The organism is Sinorhizobium americanum, from assembly GCF_001651855.1.
GTDB lineage: Bacteria > Pseudomonadota > Alphaproteobacteria > Rhizobiales > Rhizobiaceae > Sinorhizobium > Sinorhizobium americanum.
The window spans coordinates 108,830-130,618 of sequence record NZ_LNQC01000047.1 but is presented as its reverse complement, the minus strand read 5'-3'; the positions used below and the strand labels follow the sequence as shown (position 1 = coordinate 130,618).

Sequence of the window (21,789 nt, the reverse complement as noted above, 5' to 3'; positions counted from 1 at the left end):
GAGAGATGCAAAAGATTCGCAAAGGCGACAAGGTCGTCGTACTCACCGGTAAGGACAAGGGCCGTTCCGGCGAAGTCATCCAGGTCATGCCGAAGGAAGACAAGGCTGTCGTGCGTGGCGTCAATATGGTGAAGCGTCACCAGCGCCAGACCCAGAGCCAGGAAGCCGGCATCATCAACAAGGAAGCCCCGATCCACCTTTCGAACATCGCTGTCGCCGACCCGAAGGACGGCAAGCCGACCCGTGTCGGTTTCAAGATCGATGGTGACAAGAAGGTCCGCGTGGCCAAGCGTTCGGGAGAAGTGATCGATGGCTAAGACCGCTTATGAGCCGCGGCTCAAGAAGGAATATGTAGAGCGCATCCGCAAGGCGATGCAGGAGAAGTTCTCCTACGCCAACGAAATGCAGATCCCGCGTCTCGACAAGATCGTCATCAACATGGGTGTTGGCGAAGCGACCGGCGATTCCAAGAAGCCGTCCGTTGCTGCTGCCGACCTCGCAGCGATTGCCGGCCAGAAGCCGGTGATCACCCGCGCGCGCAACTCCATCGCCGGCTTCAAGCTGCGCGAAGGCATGCCGATTGGTGCCAAGGTTACCCTGCGCGGCGTTCGGATGTATGAGTTCCTGGATCGTCTTGTGAACATCGCTCTTCCGCGTGTTCGCGACTTCCGCGGTCTCAATCCGAAGTCCTTCGATGGTCGTGGCAACTTCGCCATGGGCGTCAAGGAGCACATTGTGTTCCCTGAGATCAACTACGACAAGGTTGATCAGATGTGGGGCATGGACATCATCGTTTGCACGACGGCAACTAACGACGACGAAGCGCGCGCTCTGCTTGCAGAGTTCAACTTCCCGTTCCGTCAGTAATCCGTAACGACAAGCGTAAAGAAGGATAACTGTTATGGCGAAAACGAGCGCAGTTGAAAAGAACAAGCGCCGCCGCAAACTGGTTGCCGGACAAGCCGCGAAGCGTGCGGCCCTCAAGGCAATCATCATGAACCAGTCTTTGTCGATCGAAGAGCGGTTCAAGGCCACCCTCAAGCTGGCCGAGCTGCCGCGCGATGGGTCGAAGACCCGCATCCGCAACCGTTGCGAAGTCACCGGCCGTCCGCGCGCCTACTATCGCAAGCTTCGCATGTCGCGTATCGCGCTTCGCGAACTGGGCAATCTCGGCAAGGTGCCGGGTGTCGTCAAGTCGAGCTGGTAAGGAGACGGGTACATGGCAATGACTGATCCTTTGGGCGATATGCTCACCCGTATCCGCAACGGCGCTGCTCGCCGCAAGTCGAGCGTTTCGACGCCGGCTTCCAAGCTCCGCGCACGCGTTCTGGATGTCCTTCAGTCCGAAGGTTACATCCGCGGATACTCTGAAGTCGAGTTTGGCAACGGCAAGGCCGAGCTGAACATCGAACTGAAATACTACGAAGGCGCTTCCGTGATCCGTGAGATCGCGCGTGTCTCCAAGCCGGGCCGCCGGGTCTATGTCTCGGTCAAGTCCATTCCGCAGGTCGCGAACGGCCTCGGCATCACCATCCTTTCGACCCCGAAGGGCGTGATGGCCGATCACCAGGCACGCGAACAGAATGTTGGTGGCGAGATTCTTTGCTCGGTCTTCTAAGACCGGGCAGGATCTCCATAGCGAACAGACAGGTATAACAATGTCTCGTATCGGTAAGAAGCCCGTTCAGGTTCCGGCAGGCGTCACGGCTAACGTCGATGGCCAGAAGGTGACGGCAAAGGGCCCGAAGGGCGAACTGTTCTTCGTCGCAAACGACGAAGTCACGGTGAAGCTTGAAAACAATGCGGTTGTCGTTCAGCCGCTCAATGAAACCAAGGATGCTCGTGCAAAGTGGGGCATGTCCCGCACGATGATCGAGAACATCTTCAAGGGCGTCAAGGACGGTTACGAGCGCAAGCTCGAAATCAACGGCGTCGGCTACCGCGCGTCGATGCAGGGCAAGAACCTGCAGCTGGCGCTCGGCTTCAGCCATGACGTCGTCTACGAGACGCCGGAAGGCATCACGATCGCTGTGCCGAAGCCGACGGAAATCGTCGTCACCGGCATCAACAAGCAGCAGGTCGGCCAGGTTGCCGCGGAAATCCGCGAATACCGCGGCCCCGAGCCCTACAAGGGCAAGGGCGTCAAGTATGCCGGCGAGCGGATTGTCCGCAAAGAAGGCAAGAAGAAGTAAGGATCACGCGAAATGGCTAGCAGGAAAGATACTCTTGTGCGTCGCGCCAGCCGCGTGCGCCGTCAAATCAAGGCGGTCGCCAATGGCCGCCCGCGCCTGTCGGTTCATCGCTCGTCGAAGAACATCTATGCGCAGATCATCGATGACGTTGCCGGCAAGACGCTTGCCGCTGCCTCGACCCTCGAGGCAGATCTCAAGTCGTCGTTGAAAACCGGCGCGGACACGGCAGCCGCAACAGCCGTCGGCAAGCTCCTTGCCGAGCGCGCTTCGAAGGCCGGCGTCAAGGACGTTGTCTTTGATCGCGGCGCCTTCATCTACCACGGCCGCGTCAAGGCGCTGGCCGAGGCAGCCCGCGAAGGCGGCCTGAACTTCTAACGTTCACTGCCCGGACAGAGATGTCCGGGCGGATCCGCCTCGCATTACCCCGGTCGCTTCGGCTTGTACGAGGCGACTTTCGTCAATCTGCCGATTGCACCCGGAAAAGAAAAAGGAAGAGGACAATGGCACAAGAAAGAAGAGGTTCTCGCGAAGATCGCCAGAACCGCGAAGAGCGCGACAGCGAATTTGTCGATAAGCTCGTCGCAATCAACCGCGTCGCCAAGGTGGTGAAGGGCGGTCGTCGTTTCGGATTCGCTGCTCTCGTCGTCGTCGGCGACCAGAAGGGCCGCGTTGGCTTCGGCCATGGCAAGGCACGCGAAGTGCCGGAAGCCATCCGCAAGGCAACGGAAGCTGCCAAGCGCGACCTGATCTTCGTGCCGCTGCGCGGCGGTCGCACGCTGCATCACGACGTCAACGGCCGTCACGGCGCCGGCAAGGTGCTGCTGCGCTCGGCTAAGGCCGGTACCGGTATCATTGCCGGCGGTCCGATGCGCGCCGTCTTTGAAACGCTTGGCGTTCACGACGTCGTTGCCAAGTCGACCGGTTCGTCGAACCCCTACAACATGGTTCGCGCCACCTTCGACGCCCTCAAGAACCAGATGCATCCGAAGGACATCGCGGCACAGCGCGGCATGAAATACGCCACGCTCCAGGCCCGTCGCGTTGCCGCCGGCGCTGCTTCCGAAGAATAAGGGAGCTGACAGATGGCTAAGAAAGAAGTTGCCAAGAAGACGGTTACCGTCGAGCAGATTGGTAGCCCCATTCGCCGTCCGGCCGTGCAGCGTCAAACGCTCATCGGTCTGGGCCTCAACAAGATGCACCGGGTTCGCACGCTGGAAGACACTCCGGCCGTTCGCGGAATGATCCGGGCCGTCCAGCACCTCGTTCGCGTCGTCGACGAGAAGTGAGGGGGATCGAGATATGAAACTGAATGAGATCAAGGACAACGAAGGCGCCACCAAGAACCGTAAGCGCCTTGGCCGCGGTATCGGCTCGGGCTCCGGCAAGACCGCCGGCCGCGGCGTGAAGGGCCAGAAGGCCCGTTCCGGCGTGGCGATCAACGGCTTTGAAGGCGGCCAGATGCCCATCTACCGCCGCCTGCCGAAGCGCGGCTTCAACAACATATTCGCTTCGGAGTTTGTTGTCGTGTCGCTCGGCCGTATCCAGACGGCAATCGATGCCAAGAAGCTCGACGCTTCGAAGACCGTCGATGCGGCTGCCCTGAAGGCGGCCGGCGTCATCCGTCGCGAGAAGGATGGCGTTCGCGTCCTGGCCGACGGCGAGTTGAAGGCGAAGATTTCGCTCGAAGTCGCCGGCGCTTCCAAGCCGGCCGTCGAGAAGATCGAAAAGGCCGGCGGCTCGGTGAAGCTGCTGGCAGCCGCCGCTGCGGAATAATATGACTGATGAACCGCCCGGGGTGCTTCACGCCGGGCGGTTTTGCTCCCATATGTGAGCCTCACGTCCGAGGGCGGCGAATCACTTGCCGCGACGGGACACAACGGAAACCACGGTGAGGCATCCGATTGCAGCGACAATCGCCTCGCGCCCGGTTTTCAACGACGAAGACTTACTCTTGCCGGAACTGACCGGGTTTCTCCCGCTGTTTCCGAGACTTGGTACGCGGAGAATTGCATGGCTTCTGCAGCGGAACAGCTCGCCTCGAACCTGAATTTCTCGACTTTCGCGAAGGCGGAAGATCTGAAGAAACGGCTCTGGTTCACCCTCGGTGCGCTTCTGGTTTACCGTCTTGGCACCTATATCCCGCTGCCCGGCCTCAACCCGGCCGCGTTCGCCCAGGCCTTCCAGGGCCAGGCCGGTGGCATCCTCGGCCTCTTCAACATGTTCTCGGGCGGTGCAGTGGAGCGCATGGCGATCTTCGCGCTCGGCATCATGCCCTATATCTCCGCTTCGATCATCGTGCAGCTGATGACCTCGGTCGTCCCGGCGCTCGAGCAATTGAAGAAGGAGGGTGAGCAGGGCCGCAAGGTCATCAACCAATATACCCGCTACGGCACGGTGCTGCTCGGCGCCTTGCAGGCCTACGGTATTGCCGTCGGTCTCGAGAGCGGTAGCGGCCTCGTCAACGATCCGGGCTGGTTCTTCCGGATTTCGACGGTTATTTCGCTGCTCGGCGGCACGATGTTCCTGATGTGGCTCGGCGAGCAGATCACCTCGCGCGGCATCGGCAACGGCATTTCGCTGATCATCTTCGCCGGCATCGTCGCCCATCTGCCGACGGCGCTTGCCGGAACCCTCGAACTCGGCCGCACCGGCGCGCTCTCGACGCCGCTGATCCTGGCGATCATCGTCATGGTGGTTGCGGTCATTGCGCTGATCGTCTTCGTCGAGCGCGCCCAGCGCCGCTTGCTGATCCAGTATCCGAAGCGCCAGGTCGGCAACCGCATGTTCCAGGGCGACACGTCGCACCTGCCGCTGAAGCTCAACACGTCGGGCGTCATCCCGGCGATCTTCGCCTCGTCGCTGCTCCTGCTGCCCGCGACGCTTGCCGGTTTCGCCAATGCTGCGACGCTGCCCGGCTGGGCGACCACGATCGTCGGGGCGCTGGCGCATGGCCAGCCGCTCTACATGGTCTTCTACGGAGCGATGATCGCCTTCTTCGCTTTTTTCTACACGGCGATCGTCTTCAATCCGAAGGACACGGCCGACAACCTGAAGAAGCATGGTGGCTTCATTCCGGGGATTCGCCCCGGTGAGCGCACGGCCGAATACATCGACTACGTGCTGACACGTATCACTGTAATCGGTGCGATTTACCTGATTTTCGTCTGCATTCTGCCCGAAATCCTCATTTCGCAGACCGGCGTGCCGTTCTACCTTGGTGGTACGTCGCTTTTGATTGTTGTCAGCGTCACCCTTGATACGGTAGCACAGATCCAGGGTCACCTCATTGCCCAGCAGTATGAGGGGCTGATCAAGAAGTCGAAGCTGCGCGGAGGAAAGAGGGGACGATGAGACTTATTTTTTTGGGACCGCCGGGCGCTGGCAAGGGTACACAGGCCAAGCTTCTGACGGAGAAATACGGCATCCCGCAGCTTTCCACAGGGGACATGCTCCGGGCCGCCGTTGCCCAGGCGACCGAGGTCGGCAAGCGTGCCAAGGCGGTCATGGATGCCGGCCAGCTGGTCTCCGACGAGATCGTCAATGAAATCGTCTCCGACCGCATCGACGCAGCGGACTGCGCCAAGGGCTTCATTCTCGACGGCTATCCGCGCACGGTTCCGCAGGCGATTGCGCTCGATCGGATGCTCGAGCGCAAGGGCCTGAAACTCAATGCCGTCATCGAGTTGAAGGTCGACGAGGCGGCGCTTGTCCGGCGCATGGAGAATCGCGTAGCGGAAACCGTTGCCGCCGGCGGCACGGTGCGCTCCGACGACAATCCGGAGGCCTTCAAGAAGCGCCTGATGGAATACCGGGAGAAGACAGCTCCGCTTTCGGACCATTATGCCCGCACCGGTCAGTTGAAGACCGTGGACGGAATGGCGGACGTGGAAGCGGTCACCGCCGAGATCGACAAGATTCTGGCATAGGCTGTCGCCTTTGCCAAAATGGAAGCGCCGGGGAGTTGACTTTTCCGGGTGATTCCTCCAAAGACAGCGTCAACTCGCGACATGAGAAGCGATCGGCGCGGTCTTCAAAACAATGAAGTCCGGGTACGGTCGTTTTTGACGTGTCTCGAACCTCAATCAACGTGCGGCTCTTCAAGGTCGCGTAACGAAGCACCTATTGCCGGATGGCAACTGGAACGCAAGGAGAATAGACGTGGCACGTATCGCTGGCGTCAACATCCCGACGGCAAAGCGCGTCGTCATCGCGCTGACCTACATTCACGGGATCGGCCCGAAATTCGCGAAGGAAATCACCGAGAAGGTCGGCATTCCGGCTGACCGTCGCGTGCACCAGCTGACGGACGCCGAAGTCCTTCAGATCCGCGAGACCATCGACCGCGATTACCAGGTCGAGGGTGACCTGCGTCGCGAAACGGCGATGAACATCAAGCGCCTGATGGACCTCGGCTGCTACCGCGGCCTGCGTCATCGTCGCGGTCTGCCGGTGCGCGGCCAGCGTACGCACACCAATGCCCGCACCCGCAAGGGTCCGGCTAAGGCGATCGCCGGCAAGAAGAAGTAATTTCCCGAAAAGGGAAAGCGGGAGGCTGGCGTCCGCGCCGGCCTCCTTTTGCAGTTTGGGAAGGGCGAGCGCCCGACCTGTGCCGGACCGTTCGCGGTTCGGGGAAGCAGATGCGGAGCCGGCGTACCGGTTCCGCGAATATCGAAATTGCAGGGCAGGGGACGACCAATCCTTTTCCCGGTGGAGCCGCTGGAATTACGGCGGTGCAGAGATCTAAGAAAGGGATCCTATGGCCAAGGAAGCCACCCGCGTTCGCCGCCGCGAGCGCAAGAACATCACGTCCGGCGTCGCGCACGTCAATTCGTCGTTCAACAACACGATGATCACCATCACCGACGCGCAGGGCAATGCAATTGCCTGGTCGTCCGCCGGTGCGAAGGGCTTCAAGGGTTCGCGCAAGTCAACCCCGTTTGCCGCTCAGATCGCCGCCGAAGACTGCGCCAAGAAGGCTCAGGAACACGGCATGAAGTCGCTGGAAGTGGAAGTTTGCGGACCGGGTTCCGGTCGTGAATCCGCCCTTCGCGCGCTGCAGGCCGCGGGCTTCATGATCACGTCGATCCGCGACGTGACGCCGATCCCGCACAATGGCTGCCGTCCGCGCAAGAAGCGCCGCGTCTGATCATTATTCAAGATTCCGGTGAGGGCGCGGAAGCGTTCTGCCGGTCTTCGGGGCTCGGTTGCCACGATTGGATGGTGGCAACGAACGGAAGGCAGAAAACATGATCCAGAAAAATTGGCAGGAACTGATCAAGCCGAACAAGGTGGATTTCACCTCCTCCGGCCGCACCAAGGCAACGCTGGTGGCGGAACCGCTTGAGCGCGGCTTCGGTCTGACCCTCGGCAACGCGCTTCGTCGCGTGCTTCTGTCGTCGCTGCGCGGTGCTGCTGTCACCGCGGTGCAGATCGACGGCGTGCTGCACGAGTTCTCCTCCATCCCGGGCGTCCGGGAGGATGTGACGGATATCGTGCTCAACATCAAGGAAATCGCCATCAAGATGGATGGCGACGATTCCAAGCGCATGGTCGTGCGCAAGCAGGGCCCGGGCGTCGTGACGGCCGGTGACATCCAGACGGTTGGCGACATCGAGATTCTCAACCCGAACCATGTGATCTGCACCCTCGACGAGGGCGCGGAAATCCGCATGGAATTCACCGTCAACAACGGCAAGGGCTACGTGCCGGCTGAGCGTAACCGTTCGGAAGATGCACCGATCGGTCTCATCCCGGTCGACAGCCTCTATTCGCCGGTCAAGAAGGTATCCTACAAGGTTGAGAACACCCGCGAAGGTCAGGTTCTCGACTATGACAAGCTGACGATGTCGATCGAGACCGACGGCTCCGTCACCGGCGAGGACGCGATCGCGTTTGCCGCCCGCATTCTTCAGGACCAGCTGTCGGTCTTCGTCAACTTCGACGAGCCGCAGAAGGAAGCCGAGGAAGAGGCAGTCACCGAACTCGCCTTTAACCCGGCGCTTCTCAAGAAGGTCGACGAACTGGAACTCTCCGTCCGTTCGGCCAACTGCCTGAAGAACGACAACATCGTCTATATCGGCGACCTCATTCAGAAGACCGAAGCAGAAATGCTCCGGACGCCGAACTTTGGTCGCAAGTCGCTCAATGAGATCAAGGAAGTTCTCGCTTCCATGGGCCTGCACCTCGGCATGGAAGTGCCGTCCTGGCCGCCCGAGAACATCGAAGATCTCGCCAAGCGTTATGAAGACCAATACTAACCGTTAAACTGCAGGCGGATGTCTGCAAGTAAAGGAGAATAGCCATGCGCCACGGTAAAGCCGGCCGCAAGCTGAATAGAACCGCCAGCCACCGCAAGGCGATGTTTGCCAATATGGCAGCGTCGCTGATCGAGCACGAGCAGATCGTCACGACCCTGCCGAAGGCCAAGGAAATCCGTCCGATCGTCGAAAAGCTCGTCACGCTCGGCAAGCGCGGCGACCTGCACGCCCGCCGTCAGGCGATCTCGCAGATCCGTGACGTTGCCGTCGTCTCGAAGCTGTTCGACGCCATCGCATCGCGCTACGCCACCCGCAACGGCGGCTACCTGCGCATCATGAAGGCGGGCTTCCGCCAGGGCGACAATGCTCCGCTCGCTGTCATCGAATTCGTTGACCGCGATGTCGATGCCAAGGGTGCCAAGGATCGCGCTCGCGTCGCTGCCGAAGCGGAGGCAGCAGAAGCCGCCTGATAAGGTAGCTTCCCAAATGATCTGAAGCGGTCGGGTGAGATTTCACCCGGCCGCTTTTTGCGTTGCAGTATGAGATCGCGCCCCTGCCGTCCGTTGCCGTTTCCACCGCAGGAACGGCGTTCGCACCGCCCGCCAGGCAAGCAAGAGTGTGACGAGCACGATGTAGAGCATTTGCTCCGGCCCTACCACCTTGACGGCCATGGCGAAATGCAGCGCGCCGGCGGCCGCGATCACATAGGCGAGCCGGTGCAGCTTGTTCCACCGCTGGCCGAGCTTGCGGATCGACCAATTGTTCGAGGTGAGCGCCAAGGGGATCAGCATGACCAAGGCCGCCATGCCGATGGTTATGAAGGGGCGGCGGGCGATGTCGGCGACGATCGCCGGGATGCGCAGCATCTGGTCGAGCACCATATAGGCGGTGAAGTGCATCAGCACGTAGTAAAAGGCGAGCAAACCGAGGGCGCGGCGGTACCTTAGCCAGTTCAGGCCGAAGAGATCGCGCAGCGGCGTGATCGTCAGCGTCGCCACGAGGAAGCGCAGCGCCCAGAGACCAAGCAGGTGCTCGAATTCCTTTACGGCATTACCCGGCAACCGGCCGGTCGCACCGAGATAGAAGGCCCATGCCGCTGGAATGAGGCCGAGCGCGTAGAGCGCCCAGACGGAGGGGCCATGAAAGCGCTTGGGCAAGGCGGGTACGAGGGCCATGGTCAGAAGTTTACCCTGAGGTCCATGTCGGAATACAGCCCCGCGACGTCGTCGGCGTAGCCGTTGAAGGCGAGCGTGTCGCGACGATTGGAGCCGAAGAAGCCGCCTTCGCCGATCCGGTTTTCCGTTGCCTGGCTCCAGCGCGGGTGATCGACCGCCGGGTTCACATTGGCATAGAAGCCGTATTCGTCCGGCGCGGCGAGGTTCCAGGTGCAGGGCGGCGGCGTGTCGGTGAGCGAAATGCGGACGATCGACTTGATTCCCTTGAAACCGTATTTCCACGGGACCACCAGCCGTATGGGGGCACCGTTCTGGTTCGGCAATGTCTTGCCATAAAGGCCGACGGAGAGGATCGTCAGAGGGTGGCGTGCTTCATCGAGCCGCAATCCCTCGCGATAGGGCCAGGGCAGCGGCTGGAAGTAACCGGATTGGCCGGGCATCTCCTCAGGCCGCACCACCGTTTCGAATGCGACGTACTTCGCGCTGCCGAGCGGTTCGACCTTGTCGAGGAGGCTCGCCAGCGGAAAGCCGACCCAGGGGATCACCATCGACCAGGCTTCGACGCAGCGCATTCGGTAGGTACGCTCTTCAAGCGGAAGGGCCAGCAGTTCTTCGAGGCCGAACTCCCGCGGCTTGCCGACGAGACCGTCGACCTTCACCCGCCAGGGCGCCGGCTTGAAGCCGCCCGAATTGGCGGCGGGGTCGCCCTTTCCCGTGCCGAACTCGTAGAAATTGTTGTAGGTGGTCACGTCCTTTTCGGGCGTCAGGGTCTCCTCGACCTTGTAACGACTGCCCGAAGCCTTGAGTTCCGCCGCATCGGCCACGCCGGCCCCGCCGAGAACGAGGCCGCCTGCGGCGGCGAGAAAGCGGCGGCGATCGAGAAAGAACGGCTCCGGGGTGATTTCGGACGCGGCGATCCGCGGCGGACGGTAGGCAGGCATGGTGCTTCCTCGACAGGGATCGAAAGCTGATCTCGGCCAGATGACCAGAGATTCGATCACCGGAAAAGATGGGGGAGACCACGTTTTCGTGCACGGCGCGTGAGCGGGCGAGGCGCCGCGATGATTTTCATGAAATGGCCGCGGCAGACGCCTGAAAAAACGGCTTGAATCGCGAGCGTGCTTCGTCACCGAGCGGCAGCCTCGCGTTTGCCTTTTTTGTTGCGAAATCCTATCTGAACTAGCGGCAATGAAAGGGAGAATGCTTCATGATTTTTGGCCGTCGAGCCCTGCCGGCTCTTGTTCTTGCGATTGCCATGTCGGCACCGGCCGTAGCGCAGGACGCCAGGACCGTCCCCCAATCCCACACGGAAATGCAGCTCTCCTTCGCGCCGCTGGTCAAGCAGACGGCGAATGCCGTGGCGAATGTCTATGCCGAGCGGGTCGTCGAGCGGCGATCGGTCGATCCCTTCTTTGAGGAGTTCTTCGGCCAGCGCATGCCGAATCGCACGGAGAAGCAATCGTCGCTCGGCTCGGGCGTAATCGTCCGTCGCGACGGCATCGTCGTTACCAACAATCACGTCATCGAGGGGGCGGACGACATCAAGGTGGCGCTCGCCGACGGGCGTGAGTATCCGTGCAAGATCGTCCTCAAGGACGATCGCCTCGATCTCGCGGTCCTAAAGATCGAAGCAGATGGTCCTTTCGACATCATCCCGATCGGTGATTCGGACGCGGTCGAGGTTGGCGACCTGGTGCTGGCGATGGGCAATCCGTTCGGGGTCGGGCAGACGGTGACGAGCGGTATCGTTTCGGCGCTAGCCCGCAACCAGATCTCCAACGGAGATTTCGGTTTCTTCATCCAGACCGACGCGGCGATCAATCCGGGAAATTCCGGCGGTGGACTGATCAACATGAAGGGTGAACTGATCGGCATCAACACCGCGATCTTTTCGCGGGGCGGCGGCTCGAACGGCGTGGGGTTCGCCATTCCCGCAAATCTGGTCAAGGTCTTCGTCGCTTCCGCGGAGGGCGGCGGCGGTTCCTTCGTCCGTCCCTTCGTCGGCGCCACCTTCGAGCCGGTCACCTCCGATGTCGCCGAGGCGCTTGGCCTCGATCGCGCCCGCGGTGCCCTGGTGACCGCCGTCCAGTCGGACGGCCCGGCGGCAAATGCCGGCATGAAGCCGGGGCAGGTGGTGACAGCTGTCAACGGTATCTCGGTGGAGCATCCGGATGCCCTCGGCTACCGATTGACGACTGTCGGCATCGGCCATGAAGCGCGCGTGACGGTGACCGAACACGGCGAAACGCACGATATCACCCTGAAGCTGGAGCAGGCGCCGGAAACCGCGCCACGCGACGAACGGCTGATCGAGGGACGGAACCCCTTTGCCGGCGCCGTCGTCGCCAATCTTTCGCCGCGCCTTGCGGACGAACTGCGGATACCGACGTCACTCAAGGGGGTCGTCGTGACCGAGGTTAATCGCGGCTCGCCGGCGGCGCGCATTGGCCTCGAGCCGAAAGATATCGTACGCTCCGTGAATGGAACGCCGATCGACAACTCGAAAACGCTGCAAGGCGTCGTTGCCGAAGACGCCTCGTTCTGGCGCGTCGAGATCGAGCGCGACGGCCAGCTTATCAGACAGTTCTTCCGATGAGCGACCTCTTCTCCCCCATTGAACCGCCGGAGATGGCCTCGGCAAGACCGCTGGCCGATCGGCTGCGGCCGCGCACGCTCGCCGAAGTGACCGGGCAGGAGCACCTGACGGGGGCGGACGGCGCCCTGACGCGGATGATCGCCTCAGGCTCGCTCGGTTCGATGATTTTCTGGGGACCGCCGGGCACCGGCAAGACCACCGTGGCGCGGCTGCTTTCGGGGGAGGCCGGTCTCGCCTTCGAGCAGATCTCGGCGATCTTTTCCGGTGTCGCCGACCTCAAGAAGGTTTTCGAATCGGCCCGCGCCCGGCGCATGTCGGGACGGCAGACCTTGCTCTTCGTCGATGAGATCCATCGCTTCAACCGCGCCCAGCAGGACAGTTTCCTGCCGGTCATGGAAGACGGGACGGTCATTCTGGTGGGCGCCACCACGGAGAATCCGTCCTTTGAACTCAACGCCGCGCTCCTGTCGCGGGCGCGGGTGCTGACGTTCAAGCCGCATGACGAGGCAAGCCTCGAGGAACTCCTGAAGCGCGCCGAGCAGGCCGAGGGCAAGCCGCTGCCGCTTGATGAAGACGCCCGTGCGAGCCTGATCCGCATGGCTGATGGCGACGGCCGGGCGGTGCTAACGTTGGCCGAGGAGGTCTGGCGGGCGGCGCGCAAGGACGAGATATTCGATGCCGATGCGCTGCGCGAAATCGTCCAGCGGCGCGCGCCGGTTTACGACAAGGGCCAGGACGGCCACTACAATCTGATTTCTGCGCTTCACAAGTCGGTTCGCGGATCCGATCCGGATGCGGCGCTCTATTATCTCTGCCGGATGTTCGATGCGGGCGAGGATCCTTTGTATATCGGCAGGCGGCTGGTGCGCATGGCGGTCGAGGATATCGGCCTTGCCGATCCGCAGGCGCTGGTGATCTGCAACGCCGCCAAGGACGCCTATGACTATCTCGGTTCGCCAGAAGGGGAACTGGCGCTGGCGCAAGCCTGCGTCTATGTCGCCACCGCGCCGAAATCGAACGCCCTCTACACGGCCTACAAGGGGGCGATGCGCGCCGCCAAGGAAAACGGCTCGCTGCTGCCGCCGAAGCATATTCTCAACGCCCCCACCAAGCTCATGAAGGGGGAGGGCTACGGCGAGGGGTACCGTTACGATCACGACGAACCCGATGCCTTTTCCGGCCAGGACTATTTCCCCGAGAAGATGGGGCGCAGGACCTTCTATGATCCTCCAGAGAGGGGTTTCGAGCGGGACATACGCAAGCGGCTCGAATGGTGGGCGAAGCTGCGCCGCGAACGGAACTCATGACGAGCCGTGCCGCCGGCGCAGAGCAGCTTTGCCGGCCAGCCGCTTGCTGGCTCCGGCGCTTTGTGGCACAGAGACCCGAGTTGCAGACGGCTGCACGGGCGCGATCCTGATCGGCCCGAACACCCGCGGGGACGGCCTCGCTCCAGATGAAGGAGCCTCAAATGGCCTGGTTCACTCTGCTTCTCGCCGGACTTCTCGAAATCGGCTGGGCAATCGGCCTTAAATACACCGACGGATTCACGCGGCTGACGCCGACCGTGCTTACGGTCGGTTCGATGATCCTGAGCGTCGTCTTGCTGGGAATTGCCGTTCGATCGCTGCCGCTCGGCACGGCCTATGCCGTCTGGACCGGGATTGGCACGATCGGCACCGTCGTGCTTGGAATCATCCTTTTCGCCGAGCCGCTGACGGTTGCGCGCCTCGGCTGCATCGGCCTGGTCGTCGCCGGCATTGCCGGCCTCAAAATGGCAGCATGACCGTGCGTAAGGCGTCTGCCGTTACAGCAGACGCCAACTGACGTTATCTCAGCGCGTCGAGGACCGCGGTGGCCGCCTGCATTTCCTGCCAGCGGTTTTCACGGCGCTGGAATGCCTCTTCGTCGGTGCCCCAGTGCTCGATCTGCCAGTCCTCGTCGACATGGGCTGCCTTCCAGGCCTCGTCGGCCGAGAGCCGGCCCATGCCGAAGGCAAGCGCAAGCAGTGCCGATCCGGTCAACGTGGTGATCGTGTGCAGGCAGGCGAGGCCGAGCGGCGTCGCAAAGGCGCGCAAGCCTTCTGCGTAGGCGGAAATCGCCTCCTTCGGCTGTTCCTGATGGATGACGCCCTCGGCAAGAATGAAGCGGGCGCCGAGCGAATGGGCGGCCCAATCGACAACGGGGTTCCAGATGTCGTTCTGCCGTTCCACAAGTCCGGTCGGGTTGTCGGCGCGATAGCAGAGAAGGTCGGTGCCGGCGAACCGCAGGATGTCGTCGAAGACTGCGCGCTGGTCGACGGCGACGCCGTCGATGGCGGTGTTGACGATGCGGGTTAGCGGCATGGCCGAAGGGTCAATGATATCGACTTGCGCGTCCCACTCGGCGGCCAGCAGATTGGCGAGCTTGAGCGTCGGGACGGCAAGGGGTCGCTTTGCTGGCGTGCGAACGGGCCGCCCGTCGAGAAGCACAGCGTGCCCGCCACCCTCGGCATCGGCGACGCCGACGGTTTTGTAGAAACGCTTTGCCACCGGCTTTTGCATCTGGATCTGGGCGCGGCGCACCGGATCCTCGTGGCTGAGTGCTCCGCTCAATTCGTCGCGAATATCAGGCATGGTTCAATCCCATCCATTCGATGATGTCTGCCGGTACATGGGCGATGTGGTCGGCGCCGGCCTCGATCAGCGCCGGAACGCTGGCATAGCCCCACGATACCCCGAGGGCAGCGGCCCCGGCCGCCTTCGCCATCTGCATATCGTAGATCGCATCGCCGATGACAATCGTGTCTTTCGGATCGACGCCTGCCTCGGCACAGCATTCCATCACCATTGCCGGATGCGGCTTCGATGGGCAATCATCCGCCGTTCGCGAGACGAAGAAGAGCTTGTCGAAGCCGTGGGTGGCGGCAATGTGCTGGAGGCCTCGCCGCGACTTTCCGGTGACGGCGCCAATCAACAGCTGGTCGCGGGTGGCCAAGGCTTGCACCATCTCGGCAATCCCGGGAAACAACGCTTCCTGATGGACCTGTTCGCCGCGCACCGAGCTGAAGATGCCCTTGTAATGTGTCGTCATCGCGGTGGCGCGCGGGTCGATGTGCTCCTGGCCGAGCAACCTCGCGATAGCGATGTCGAGCGTCAGCCCGATGATTGCGCGCGTCGCCAAGGCCTCCGGCCGGGGAAGATCGAAGGCCTCGAAGGTACGGCTCATGACCTCATGGATGAGGCCGGCGCTGTCGACCAGCGTGCCGTCGCAGTCGAAGAGCACCAGCTTCATCACTCGTCCTCGCCGGCGGCGTTCTCGTCAAGGCCGAGCAGATTCCAGCTCTGCACCATATGCGGCGGCAGGGGGGCCGTGATCTTCAGGCGTCCGCCGTTCGGATGCGGGATGTCGATAAAGCGGGCATGCAGGTGCAGCCTGTTCTGGATGCCGCCGGGGAAGGTCCAGTTGATGTCCGCCTCGAAATATTTCGGGTCGCCGATGATCGGATGGCCGATATGGGCGGCGTGGACGCGCAACTGGTGTGTGCGGCCGGTATAGGGTTCCATTTCCAGCCAGGCGAGATTCTGGCCGGCCTGCTCGATGATCCGATAGTAGGAAATGGCATGGTCGGCGCCTTCGTCGCCATGCTTTGCGATCCGCATCCGGTCGCCGTCCGGCGTCTGTTCCTTGACGAGCCAGGTGGAAACGCGGTCCTCACGCTTGCGCGGAACGCCCTTGACCAGCGACCAGTAGATCTTCCTGGTGTCGCGCTCGCGAAAGGCGGCCGTCAGCTGCTGTGCCGCACCCCGGGTCCGGGCGATGACGAGCACGCCGGACGTGTCCCGGTCCAGCCGATGGACGAGGCGCGGCTTTTCGCCCTTCTGGTTCGTCCAGGCCTCGAGCATCTTGTCGATGTGCCTGCTGACGCCGGACCCGCCCTGGACTGCCAGACCCGCCGGCTTGTTGAGCACGATGACCTTGGCGTCCTCGTGCAGCACCATGCGCGACAAAAGCTCTCCGTCCGGGGAATGGCGCAGGTCCCGCCCGCCGATCGGGCCCGATTTGGTTTCCTTCGCGTCGACGCCAAGCGGCGGAACGCGGATCGTCTGGCCAGGCTGGACGCGCGTGTCGGATTTTGCACGCGCCCCGTCGACGCGGATCTGACCGGAACGCAGCAGCTTCTGCAACGGGCCGAAGCCCAAGCCCGGATAATGCACCTTGAACCAGCGGTCGAGGCGCATGCCCGCCTCGTCACCGTCCACCTGTCTGTGTTCTATGCCTGCCATCTGCCGCGATCCGCTTCCAGTTTTTCAAGGAAAGGCTCTAGACCATTGCGATCGTCAGGGCCACGAGAAAACACGACACCATTCATTAAGCGCCCGCCGCTACTGTCGTAGCGATGTCTCATATAAGGTCCGGTCAATTGCGATGGCGAGCAAAGCCCTGAACTTCACGCACTATGATCTCAAGGCCCAGCGGGCCGGCACGCGGATCGAGATCACCCTGTCGGCCGTCGCCAATGTTCGCCTGATGACCGACGTCAATTTCACGCGCTACACGGAAACGCTGAAGCATCAGTTCTTCGGCGGCGTAGCGCGGAAATCGCCGCTGCGGATGACAATTCCGGAAACGGCGCACTGGCATCTGGTGATCGACACCGAAGGCCATCACGGCCTTGCGGATTCGAGCGTACGCGTGATCGAGTCTGCCGGCCAGCCGAGATTCCAGCCGGCATCCTGACCGGCGCCTCAGCCGAGCCTTTCGGCGTGCCACTTCAGATGATCGTCCATGAAGGTCGAGATGAAGTAATAGGAATGGTCGTAGCGCTCGTGTATGCGAAGCGTGAGGCCGATGCCGGTGCCCTTCACCGCCTCCTCGAAGAGCCACGGCCTGAGACCATTTTCAAGGAAGCCATCCGCCTTGCCCTGGTCGACTAGAAATTCCGGGAAGCGCGCCCCGTCCTCGACGAGAGCGCAGGCGTCGTAATTTCGCCACGCGGCTTTGTCCGCGCCGAGATATTTCTCGAAGGCGCCGGCGGACCAGTCGGCGGAAGAGGGGGCGACGATCGGGGCGAAGGCGGAGCAGCTTTTGAAACGCTCGGGGTTCCTGAGCGCGATGGTCATCGCGCCATGGCCGCCCATCGAATGGCCGAAGATGCCCTGCCGGTACATGTCGGCGCGGAACTGCTCGCGGATCAAGGCGGGCAGTTCCTCGGTGATGTAGCTGTACATCTGATAGTGCTCGGCCCAGGGCGCTTGCGTCGCATCGAGATAGAAGCCGGCGCCCTTGCCCATCTGCCAGTTCGTCAACTCGTCGGCGACGTCGGCTCCGCGCGGGCTCGTATCCGGGCAGACGACGATCAGTCCGAGCTCCGACGCCAAGCGACGGTATTCGCCCTTCTCCATGACATTGGCATGGGTGCAGGTGAGGCCGGAGAGATACCAAACGACCGGGCGCGGCTCGCTGGTCGCCTGCGGCGGCACATAGACGGCGAAGGTCATTTCGCCCTTGCAGGCCTTGGAGTCATGGGCGAAGACGCCCTGCATGCCGCCGAAGGCGGTGTTCTGCGAGATGATTTTCATCGAATTCTCCGTGTAGTCATGGCGTGCCGCCGGCAAGCTGCACCGCGGCATTGACCGCGGCTGCGACGAGCACCGTGTTGAAGAAGAACGAAACGACCGCATGCATCAGGTTGACGCGCCGCATCGCCGTCGTGGTGATGGCGACGTCGGAGGTCTGCGCGGTCATTCCGATAACGAAGGCGAAGTAGAGGAAGTCATAGCCGCCGGGGGCGTCGGTCTCCGGAAAGGCAAGGCCACGGGATGCCGGATTGCTGCCGTCGTCGCGACGGTTCGCAAGCCAGTAAAGATGCGCATAATGCAGCGCTGCCATCGTGTGAATGGTTGCCCATCCGAGCGTGACCGAGGCGAAGGCAAGGATCAGTTCGACCGCGCCGCCGTCGTCGGTGCGATTGAGCGCGACGAACAGCGCGACCAGCGAGACTGCGGCGGCCAGGAGCGTCACAAGAAATATGATCGGCTCCGGCTCACCCGTGTCGCGCGCATTTGCCTCGAGATAGCCTCCAGTGAGTTTCGGCAGCCGGAACGCCGCTATCGTCAGATAGATGCAGAAGAAGGCGATGGCAGTGATCTCGATCGCCTCTTCGCGAAACAGCGCATGCCCAAGCGGCGCACTGACAAGGGCACCGGCAAGCGCCAGGTAAAATGGCCAATGTCTCAGCCGATTTGGTGTCATTTGCCACTCACGCTGCCGTTCCGCGCCTCACCTTTTGACGCGACGGCAGAGCCGGTCAAGAGTTTCGAGAAAGGCCGAGCGGTCTCGCGCGCTAAAAGAGGCGTTATAGCCCTTGCTTTCGCCCGTCTCCCGCAGGTGCGCACCAAGATCGCGCATCGCGGAAGCCATGCCGATGTTCGTCTTGTCGAAGACGCGGCCGGTAGGCCCAGTGACGAATGCGCCCGCGGTGACGCAGCGCCCGGCAAGCGGAACGTCGGCGGTGACGACGATGTCGCCTTCGCCCGCATGCTCGGCGATCCAATTGTCGGCGGCGTCGAAGCCGGCCGACACGATGACGTTGTGCACCATCGGGTCACGCGAGGGCCGCAGGCCCGAATTGGCGACGAGGGTGACTTCGAAGCCGTGGCGTTCGGCCACCTTGAGGATTTCCGCCTTCACCGGGCAGGCATCGGCATCGACATAGATCATGATTGCGATTCGCTGCAGCCGCGGAGAGCGCCGGATTTCGAGTGGTTCCGGCGCTTCCTTGATCCTTGATGTGAACTCAGTAAAGCACGACCGAACGGATACTTTCGCCCGAATGCATCAGTTCGAAGCCCCTGTTGATGTCGTCGAGCGGCAGGGTGTGGGTGATCATCGGGTCGATCTCGATCTTGCCTTCCATGTACCAGTCGACGATCTTCGGCACGTCGGTGCGGCCGCGGGCGCCGCCGAAGGCCGTGCCCATCCATTGGCGGCCGGTGACCAGCTGGAACGGCCGGGTGGCAATCTCCTGGCCGGCGCCAGCGACGCCGATCACCACCGACTTGCCCCAGCCGCGATGGGAGGCCTCCAGCGCCTGGCGCATGACTTTGGTGTTGCCGGTGCAGTCGAAGGTATAGTCGGCGCCGCCGATCTGGTCGGCGCCGCGCTTGGTCATGTTGACCAGATAAGCGACGATGTCGCCGTCGATCTCGGTCGGGTTGACGAAGTGGGTCATGCCGAACTTCTCGCCCCAGACCTTCTTGTCGTTGTTCAGATCGACGCCGATGATCATGTCGGCGCCGGCAAGCCGCAAGCCCTGGATGACGTTGAGGCCGATGCCGCCGAGACCGAAGACGACGGCGGTCGACCCCATCTCGACCTTGGCGGTGTTGATCACCGCGCCGATGCCGGTGGTGACGCCGCAGCCGATGTAGCAGATCTTGTCGAACGGCGCGTCCGGGTTGACCTTGGCGACGGCGATCTCCGGCAGCACGGTGAAGTTGGCGAAGGTCGAGCAGCCCATATAGTGGTGGATCTTGTCCTTGCCGATCGAAAACCGCGAGGTGCCGTCCGGCATCAGGCCTTGCCCCTGGGTGGCGCGGATGGCGGTGCACAGATTGGTCTTGCGCGATAGGCAGGACGGGCAGGCGCGGCATTCCGGCGTATAGAGCGGAATGACGTGGTCGCCCTTCTTCACGCTGGTGACGCCGGGGCCGACATCGACGACGATGCCGGCGCCCTCATGGCCGAGGATCGCCGGAAACAGCCCTTCCGGGTCGGCGCCCGACAGGGTGAAATCGTCGGTGTGGCAGATGCCGGTGGCCTTCACTTCGATCAGCACCTCGCCGGCCCGAGGACCCTCGAGCTGTACGGTCATGACTTCCAGAGGTTTGCCGGCCTGAACGGCTACAGCGGCGCGTACGTCCATTTTTCTTCTCCCTCGAATTCCGCAACTGTTCGGCGATCGTCCTGCAATCGTCAATACAACGGCAGGCGGCGCGCGTAAGCTGAAAATACATGACCTATCAGAAATTTTCCTCGATCCGTTCCAATTCGCTCTCGAGCGCCGCGATCGCTTCCCCCGTTTGCTCGTGGAGCCTTTTGACAAGCTCGAGTTGCTCGCGAAGCGCGGCATGCGAATGAGACGGACCTTCGTCAGGGGCACGGCCGATCCCGGCAATCAGCCAGGCTGGCGTGACACCGAGTATGGAGGCGAGCATGAAGAGCCGGTTTGTGCGGGGCTCGGCACGGTCGCGCTCCCAGGCGGATATCGTTTCGCTGCGCACGCCGAGCCTGCTTGCCAGTTCCTTGATCGAAAACCTTGCCGCGTCGCGCGCTCTCCAGATACGGCCGCCCAGCGTGTCGCCGTCTCCTGTTTGGCGCAGGCGCGCGATCACGGTTTCGGTGGATAAGCGCATGGTTCGCTCTCCTCTTCACCTGACATCTTCGACGCCCACACGGTGATCGATTGCCTGCGGGGCGAAGCTAGGCCGAGCTTATCGGCATTCCTTCCCGGGCGGAGCACTCCGGAGCGTCATAAACACAGCCAAATGCGGCTCGTTCTGTGCCTGGGCGATTATCCGCTGCCGGGCGTTGAAACCGCGATGAAACAGGTTAGGCTCAGGCCCGACCTTCGGCATCGAATTGGAATTGCCCGTGAACGGATTTGCGCAAACGGCCGACGCTCCGCGCGGCGCGGTGATGCAAGGCGTGACGATCATGCTGTTCGCCATGCTCATCCTGCCCTGTATGGACGCTATCGCGAAGTACATGGCGGTCCACGAGGGCATGTCGCCGGGACAGGTGACCTCTACCGCTTCTTCTTTCAGCTCGTCTCGGTCGTTCCGCTGCTGCTGGCGGCGGGCGGGTTGCAGGCGATCTATCCGAAGCGGCTTTGGCCGAACCTTTTGCGCGGTGTGCTGCTTGCCGCGGCCGCCCTGCTGTTCTTCGTATCCGTGAAGTACATGCCGCTTGCCGATGCCTTCGCTATCTATTTCGTCGAGCCCTTCATCCTCACCTGCCTGTCGGCATTGATCCTGCGCGAGAGGGTCGGTTGGCGGCGATGGACCGCGATCGCCATCGGCTTCGGCGGTGCGATGATCGTCATCCAGCCGAGCTTCGCCGTCTTCGGCCTGACCGCGCTTCTGCCGATGGCCTGCGCCTTCCTGTTCGCCTGTTACCTCTTCCTCAACCGCGCGGTCGGCAGTGCCGATTCGCCGCTCGCCATGCAGACGACAGCCGGAATCGGCGGGACGTTCTTCATGGTGGCGGTCATCGCGGTCGGCAACGGCATGGGTGCAGTCGATTTCGAGCCGTCGCTGCCGCGATCGGGGCTCGGCTGGATACTCGTGATCGCTCTCGGCACAATTTCGGGCTATGGCCATTTGCTCGTCGTGAAGGCCTTCCGCCTGGCGCCGCTGTCGCTCCTGGCGCCATTCCACTATTTCGAGATCGTTTCCGCGACAGCGCTCGGGTATCTTGTGTTCGGCGATTTTCCGACGCCGTCCAGATGGCTCGGCATTGGCGTCATCGTCGGCTCCGGGCTGTTCATCATCTGGCGCGAGAGGGAAAAGCGGAAGCTCGATTAACTCGAT

29 protein-coding genes and 1 pseudogene are annotated in these 21,789 nt (G+C 62.3%); 20 read left to right on the top strand and 10 right to left on the bottom strand.

Annotated elements, in window-relative coordinates:
- Positions 1 to 5 precede the first annotated feature (5 nt).
- The 15 genes from rplX (at position 6) to rplQ (ending at position 8,919) form a co-directional block, all read left to right on the top strand.
- Entirely contained in the window at positions 6 to 317 is a 312-nt protein-coding gene (gene rplX, locus ATC00_RS10670; protein ID WP_018239491.1) for a 50S ribosomal protein L24, read from the top strand.
- Positions 310 to 867, top strand: a complete 558-nt coding sequence (rplE, locus tag ATC00_RS10665) for a 50S ribosomal protein L5 (RefSeq protein WP_018239492.1) — start codon at positions 310 to 312, stop codon at positions 865 to 867. Before rplX ends, rplE begins: the two co-directional genes overlap by 8 nt.
- A gap of 34 nt (positions 868 to 901) precedes the next feature.
- Positions 902 to 1,207 (top strand): 30S ribosomal protein S14, encoded by a 306-nt coding sequence (gene rpsN / locus ATC00_RS10660; protein ID WP_037383037.1) that lies wholly within the window; start codon positions 902 to 904, stop codon positions 1,205 to 1,207.
- A 12-nt stretch (positions 1,208 to 1,219) separates the two neighbouring features.
- The gene (gene rpsH, locus ATC00_RS10655) at positions 1,220 to 1,618 is read left to right on the top strand and encodes a 30S ribosomal protein S8 (RefSeq protein WP_037383038.1); all 399 of its coding nucleotides are present in this window, start codon (positions 1,220 to 1,222) and stop codon (positions 1,616 to 1,618) included.
- 40 nt (positions 1,619 to 1,658) lie between these two features.
- Positions 1,659 to 2,192, top strand: a complete 534-nt coding sequence (rplF, locus tag ATC00_RS10650; RefSeq protein ID WP_037383039.1) for a 50S ribosomal protein L6 — start codon at positions 1,659 to 1,661, stop codon at positions 2,190 to 2,192.
- A 12-nt stretch (positions 2,193 to 2,204) separates the two neighbouring features.
- The gene (gene rplR / locus ATC00_RS10645; RefSeq protein ID WP_037383041.1) at positions 2,205 to 2,567 is read left to right on the top strand and encodes a 50S ribosomal protein L18; all 363 of its coding nucleotides are present in this window, start codon (positions 2,205 to 2,207) and stop codon (positions 2,565 to 2,567) included.
- A 125-nt stretch (positions 2,568 to 2,692) separates the two neighbouring features.
- Positions 2,693 to 3,262 carry a 30S ribosomal protein S5 gene (rpsE, locus tag ATC00_RS10640; protein ID WP_012707768.1) on the top strand — a complete coding sequence of 190 codons (570 nt, stop codon included), beginning with the start codon at positions 2,693 to 2,695 and terminating at the stop codon, positions 3,260 to 3,262.
- Positions 3,263 to 3,274: 12 nt separating this feature from the next.
- On the top strand, positions 3,275 to 3,478 hold the full coding sequence (gene rpmD / locus ATC00_RS10635; RefSeq protein WP_026617379.1) for a 50S ribosomal protein L30: 204 nt from the start codon (positions 3,275 to 3,277) through the stop codon (positions 3,476 to 3,478).
- A gap of 13 nt (positions 3,479 to 3,491) precedes the next feature.
- The gene (rplO, locus tag ATC00_RS10630; protein WP_037383049.1) at positions 3,492 to 3,965 is read left to right on the top strand and encodes a 50S ribosomal protein L15; all 474 of its coding nucleotides are present in this window, start codon (positions 3,492 to 3,494) and stop codon (positions 3,963 to 3,965) included.
- 237 nt (positions 3,966 to 4,202) lie between these two features.
- Positions 4,203 to 5,543, top strand: a complete 1,341-nt coding sequence (secY, locus tag ATC00_RS10625; protein ID WP_064252724.1) for a preprotein translocase subunit SecY — start codon at positions 4,203 to 4,205, stop codon at positions 5,541 to 5,543.
- Positions 5,540 to 6,118: an adenylate kinase gene (locus ATC00_RS10620; protein WP_037383053.1), complete on the top strand. Its 579-nt coding sequence runs from the start codon at positions 5,540 to 5,542 to the stop codon at positions 6,116 to 6,118. The genes secY and ATC00_RS10620 overlap by 4 nt, the downstream gene beginning before the upstream one ends.
- Positions 6,119 to 6,350: 232 nt before the next feature.
- Positions 6,351 to 6,719: a 30S ribosomal protein S13 gene (rpsM, locus tag ATC00_RS10615; protein ID WP_026617375.1), complete on the top strand. Its 369-nt coding sequence runs from the start codon at positions 6,351 to 6,353 to the stop codon at positions 6,717 to 6,719.
- A 229-nt stretch (positions 6,720 to 6,948) separates the two neighbouring features.
- A complete protein-coding gene (rpsK, locus tag ATC00_RS10610) occupies positions 6,949 to 7,338 on the top strand; it encodes a 30S ribosomal protein S11 (protein ID WP_003536496.1) in 390 nt (129 codons plus the stop codon).
- A 100-nt stretch (positions 7,339 to 7,438) separates the two neighbouring features.
- Positions 7,439 to 8,449 carry a DNA-directed RNA polymerase subunit alpha gene (locus ATC00_RS10605; protein ID WP_012707773.1) on the top strand — a complete coding sequence of 337 codons (1,011 nt, stop codon included), beginning with the start codon at positions 7,439 to 7,441 and terminating at the stop codon, positions 8,447 to 8,449.
- Positions 8,450 to 8,493: 44 nt separating this feature from the next.
- On the top strand, positions 8,494 to 8,919 hold the full coding sequence (rplQ, locus tag ATC00_RS10600; RefSeq protein ID WP_012707774.1) for a 50S ribosomal protein L17: 426 nt from the start codon (positions 8,494 to 8,496) through the stop codon (positions 8,917 to 8,919).
- 42 nt (positions 8,920 to 8,961) lie between these two features.
- Here rplQ and msrQ read toward each other — a convergent pair whose 3' ends face one another.
- Both msrQ and msrP read right to left on the bottom strand, forming a co-directional pair.
- The gene (gene msrQ, locus ATC00_RS10595; protein ID WP_064252723.1) at positions 8,962 to 9,624 is read right to left on the bottom strand and encodes a protein-methionine-sulfoxide reductase heme-binding subunit MsrQ; all 663 of its coding nucleotides are present in this window, start codon (positions 9,622 to 9,624) and stop codon (positions 8,962 to 8,964) included.
- 2 nt (positions 9,625 to 9,626) lie between these two features.
- On the bottom strand, positions 9,627 to 10,565 hold the full coding sequence (msrP, locus tag ATC00_RS10590) for a protein-methionine-sulfoxide reductase catalytic subunit MsrP (protein ID WP_037383058.1): 939 nt from the start codon (positions 10,563 to 10,565) through the stop codon (positions 9,627 to 9,629).
- A gap of 266 nt (positions 10,566 to 10,831) precedes the next feature.
- Between msrP and ATC00_RS10585 the strand changes: the two genes are divergently transcribed.
- The 3 genes from ATC00_RS10585 to sugE all read left to right on the top strand — a co-directional run bounded on the left by ATC00_RS10585 (position 10,832) and on the right by sugE (position 14,003).
- Positions 10,832 to 12,220 carry a DegQ family serine endoprotease gene (locus ATC00_RS10585; protein ID WP_064252722.1) on the top strand — a complete coding sequence of 463 codons (1,389 nt, stop codon included), beginning with the start codon at positions 10,832 to 10,834 and terminating at the stop codon, positions 12,218 to 12,220.
- Complete coding sequence (locus ATC00_RS10580) at positions 12,217 to 13,527, top strand: replication-associated recombination protein A (protein WP_037383062.1); 1,311 nt, start codon at positions 12,217 to 12,219, stop codon at positions 13,525 to 13,527. The genes ATC00_RS10585 and ATC00_RS10580 overlap by 4 nt, the downstream gene beginning before the upstream one ends.
- A 161-nt stretch (positions 13,528 to 13,688) precedes the next feature.
- Positions 13,689 to 14,003 (top strand): quaternary ammonium compound efflux SMR transporter SugE, encoded by a 315-nt coding sequence (gene sugE, locus ATC00_RS10575; protein ID WP_037383063.1) that lies wholly within the window; start codon positions 13,689 to 13,691, stop codon positions 14,001 to 14,003.
- A 43-nt stretch (positions 14,004 to 14,046) separates the two neighbouring features.
- On the opposite strand, the gene ATC00_RS10570 is transcribed toward sugE, so the two are convergent.
- From ATC00_RS10570 to ATC00_RS10560, 3 genes are read right to left on the bottom strand one after another with little or no spacing between them, the layout of a single operon-like run.
- On the bottom strand, positions 14,047 to 14,832 hold the full coding sequence (locus ATC00_RS10570; RefSeq protein ID WP_037383065.1) for an ATP12 family chaperone protein: 786 nt from the start codon (positions 14,830 to 14,832) through the stop codon (positions 14,047 to 14,049).
- Positions 14,825 to 15,490 carry an HAD-IA family hydrolase gene (locus ATC00_RS10565; RefSeq protein WP_064252721.1) on the bottom strand — a complete coding sequence of 222 codons (666 nt, stop codon included), beginning with the start codon at positions 15,488 to 15,490 and terminating at the stop codon, positions 14,825 to 14,827. Before ATC00_RS10565 ends, ATC00_RS10570 begins: the two co-directional genes overlap by 8 nt.
- Positions 15,490 to 16,482 (bottom strand): RluA family pseudouridine synthase, encoded by a 993-nt coding sequence (locus ATC00_RS10560; RefSeq protein ID WP_064252720.1) that lies wholly within the window; start codon positions 16,480 to 16,482, stop codon positions 15,490 to 15,492. The genes ATC00_RS10565 and ATC00_RS10560 overlap by 1 nt, the downstream gene beginning before the upstream one ends.
- Positions 16,483 to 16,624: 142 nt before the next feature.
- Here ATC00_RS10560 and ATC00_RS10555 point away from each other — a divergent pair, with 142 nt between their 5' ends.
- A complete protein-coding gene (locus ATC00_RS10555) occupies positions 16,625 to 16,936 on the top strand; it encodes a DUF1883 domain-containing protein (RefSeq protein ID WP_064252719.1) in 312 nt (103 codons plus the stop codon).
- Positions 16,937 to 16,944: 8 nt separating this feature from the next.
- Here ATC00_RS10555 and fghA read toward each other — a convergent pair whose 3' ends face one another.
- The 5 genes from fghA to ATC00_RS10530 all read right to left on the bottom strand — a co-directional run bounded on the left by fghA (position 16,945) and on the right by ATC00_RS10530 (position 20,613).
- Positions 16,945 to 17,778: an S-formylglutathione hydrolase gene (gene fghA / locus ATC00_RS10550; RefSeq protein ID WP_064252718.1), complete on the bottom strand. Its 834-nt coding sequence runs from the start codon at positions 17,776 to 17,778 to the stop codon at positions 16,945 to 16,947.
- Between the two features lie 16 nt (positions 17,779 to 17,794).
- A complete protein-coding gene (locus ATC00_RS10545; RefSeq protein WP_064252717.1) occupies positions 17,795 to 18,451 on the bottom strand; it encodes a DUF1345 domain-containing protein in 657 nt (218 codons plus the stop codon).
- Positions 18,452 to 18,478: 27 nt separating this feature from the next.
- The gene (locus ATC00_RS10540; RefSeq protein WP_037426946.1) at positions 18,479 to 18,919 is read right to left on the bottom strand and encodes a YaiI/YqxD family protein; all 441 of its coding nucleotides are present in this window, start codon (positions 18,917 to 18,919) and stop codon (positions 18,479 to 18,481) included.
- 76 nt (positions 18,920 to 18,995) lie between these two features.
- On the bottom strand, positions 18,996 to 20,123 hold the full coding sequence (locus ATC00_RS10535; RefSeq protein WP_064252716.1) for an S-(hydroxymethyl)glutathione dehydrogenase/class III alcohol dehydrogenase: 1,128 nt from the start codon (positions 20,121 to 20,123) through the stop codon (positions 18,996 to 18,998).
- Positions 20,124 to 20,220: 97 nt separating this feature from the next.
- Positions 20,221 to 20,613 carry a helix-turn-helix domain-containing protein gene (locus tag ATC00_RS10530; RefSeq protein WP_037383079.1) on the bottom strand — a complete coding sequence of 131 codons (393 nt, stop codon included), beginning with the start codon at positions 20,611 to 20,613 and terminating at the stop codon, positions 20,221 to 20,223.
- Between the two features lie 283 nt (positions 20,614 to 20,896).
- Between ATC00_RS10530 and ATC00_RS10525 the strand changes: the two are divergent.
- Positions 20,897 to 21,783 (top strand): annotated as a pseudogene (locus ATC00_RS10525) (DMT family transporter).
- Positions 21,784 to 21,789 lie beyond the last annotated feature (6 nt).

What these genes read in the sequence shown, in the direction of transcription:
- rpsH (WP_037383038.1), top strand. Translation starts at nt 1,220, where the DNA reads ATGGCAATGACTGATCCTTTGGGCGATATGCTCACCCGTATCCGCAAC.
- secY (WP_064252724.1), top strand. Translation starts at nt 4,203, where the DNA reads ATGGCTTCTGCAGCGGAACAGCTCGCCTCGAACCTGAATTTCTCGACT.
- rplQ (WP_012707774.1), top strand. Translation starts at nt 8,494, where the DNA reads ATGCGCCACGGTAAAGCCGGCCGCAAGCTGAATAGAACCGCCAGCCAC.
- ATC00_RS10560 (WP_064252720.1), bottom strand. Translation starts at nt 16,482, where the DNA reads ATGGCAGGCATAGAACACAGACAGGTGGACGGTGACGAGGCGGGCATG.
- rpsK (WP_003536496.1), top strand. Translation starts at nt 6,949, where the DNA reads ATGGCCAAGGAAGCCACCCGCGTTCGCCGCCGCGAGCGCAAGAACATC.
- ATC00_RS10585 (WP_064252722.1), top strand. Translation starts at nt 10,832, where the DNA reads ATGATTTTTGGCCGTCGAGCCCTGCCGGCTCTTGTTCTTGCGATTGCC.
- msrQ (WP_064252723.1), bottom strand. Translation starts at nt 9,624, where the DNA reads ATGGCCCTCGTACCCGCCTTGCCCAAGCGCTTTCATGGCCCCTCCGTC.
- rplO (WP_037383049.1), top strand. Translation starts at nt 3,492, where the DNA reads ATGAAACTGAATGAGATCAAGGACAACGAAGGCGCCACCAAGAACCGT.
- ATC00_RS10565 (WP_064252721.1), bottom strand. Translation starts at nt 15,490, where the DNA reads ATGAAGCTGGTGCTCTTCGACTGCGACGGCACGCTGGTCGACAGCGCC.
- ATC00_RS10530 (WP_037383079.1), bottom strand. Translation starts at nt 20,613, where the DNA reads ATGCGCTTATCCACCGAAACCGTGATCGCGCGCCTGCGCCAAACAGGA.
- rplX (WP_018239491.1), top strand. Translation starts at nt 6, where the DNA reads ATGCAAAAGATTCGCAAAGGCGACAAGGTCGTCGTACTCACCGGTAAG.
- fghA (WP_064252718.1), bottom strand. Translation starts at nt 17,778, where the DNA reads ATGAAAATCATCTCGCAGAACACCGCCTTCGGCGGCATGCAGGGCGTC.
- msrP (WP_037383058.1), bottom strand. Translation starts at nt 10,565, where the DNA reads ATGCCTGCCTACCGTCCGCCGCGGATCGCCGCGTCCGAAATCACCCCG.
- rpmD (WP_026617379.1), top strand. Translation starts at nt 3,275, where the DNA reads ATGGCTAAGAAAGAAGTTGCCAAGAAGACGGTTACCGTCGAGCAGATT.
- rplF (WP_037383039.1), top strand. Translation starts at nt 1,659, where the DNA reads ATGTCTCGTATCGGTAAGAAGCCCGTTCAGGTTCCGGCAGGCGTCACG.
- rpsN (WP_037383037.1), top strand. Translation starts at nt 902, where the DNA reads ATGGCGAAAACGAGCGCAGTTGAAAAGAACAAGCGCCGCCGCAAACTG.
- rpsE (WP_012707768.1), top strand. Translation starts at nt 2,693, where the DNA reads ATGGCACAAGAAAGAAGAGGTTCTCGCGAAGATCGCCAGAACCGCGAA.
- ATC00_RS10620 (WP_037383053.1), top strand. Translation starts at nt 5,540, where the DNA reads ATGAGACTTATTTTTTTGGGACCGCCGGGCGCTGGCAAGGGTACACAG.
- ATC00_RS10555 (WP_064252719.1), top strand. Translation starts at nt 16,625, where the DNA reads ATGGCGAGCAAAGCCCTGAACTTCACGCACTATGATCTCAAGGCCCAG.
- ATC00_RS10570 (WP_037383065.1), bottom strand. Translation starts at nt 14,832, where the DNA reads ATGCCTGATATTCGCGACGAATTGAGCGGAGCACTCAGCCACGAGGAT.
- ATC00_RS10605 (WP_012707773.1), top strand. Translation starts at nt 7,439, where the DNA reads ATGATCCAGAAAAATTGGCAGGAACTGATCAAGCCGAACAAGGTGGAT.
- rplR (WP_037383041.1), top strand. Translation starts at nt 2,205, where the DNA reads ATGGCTAGCAGGAAAGATACTCTTGTGCGTCGCGCCAGCCGCGTGCGC.
- ATC00_RS10580 (WP_037383062.1), top strand. Translation starts at nt 12,217, where the DNA reads ATGAGCGACCTCTTCTCCCCCATTGAACCGCCGGAGATGGCCTCGGCA.
- ATC00_RS10540 (WP_037426946.1), bottom strand. Translation starts at nt 18,919, where the DNA reads ATGATCTATGTCGATGCCGATGCCTGCCCGGTGAAGGCGGAAATCCTC.
- sugE (WP_037383063.1), top strand. Translation starts at nt 13,689, where the DNA reads ATGGCCTGGTTCACTCTGCTTCTCGCCGGACTTCTCGAAATCGGCTGG.
- ATC00_RS10535 (WP_064252716.1), bottom strand. Translation starts at nt 20,123, where the DNA reads ATGGACGTACGCGCCGCTGTAGCCGTTCAGGCCGGCAAACCTCTGGAA.
- rplE (WP_018239492.1), top strand. Translation starts at nt 310, where the DNA reads ATGGCTAAGACCGCTTATGAGCCGCGGCTCAAGAAGGAATATGTAGAG.
- ATC00_RS10545 (WP_064252717.1), bottom strand. Translation starts at nt 18,451, where the DNA reads ATGACACCAAATCGGCTGAGACATTGGCCATTTTACCTGGCGCTTGCC.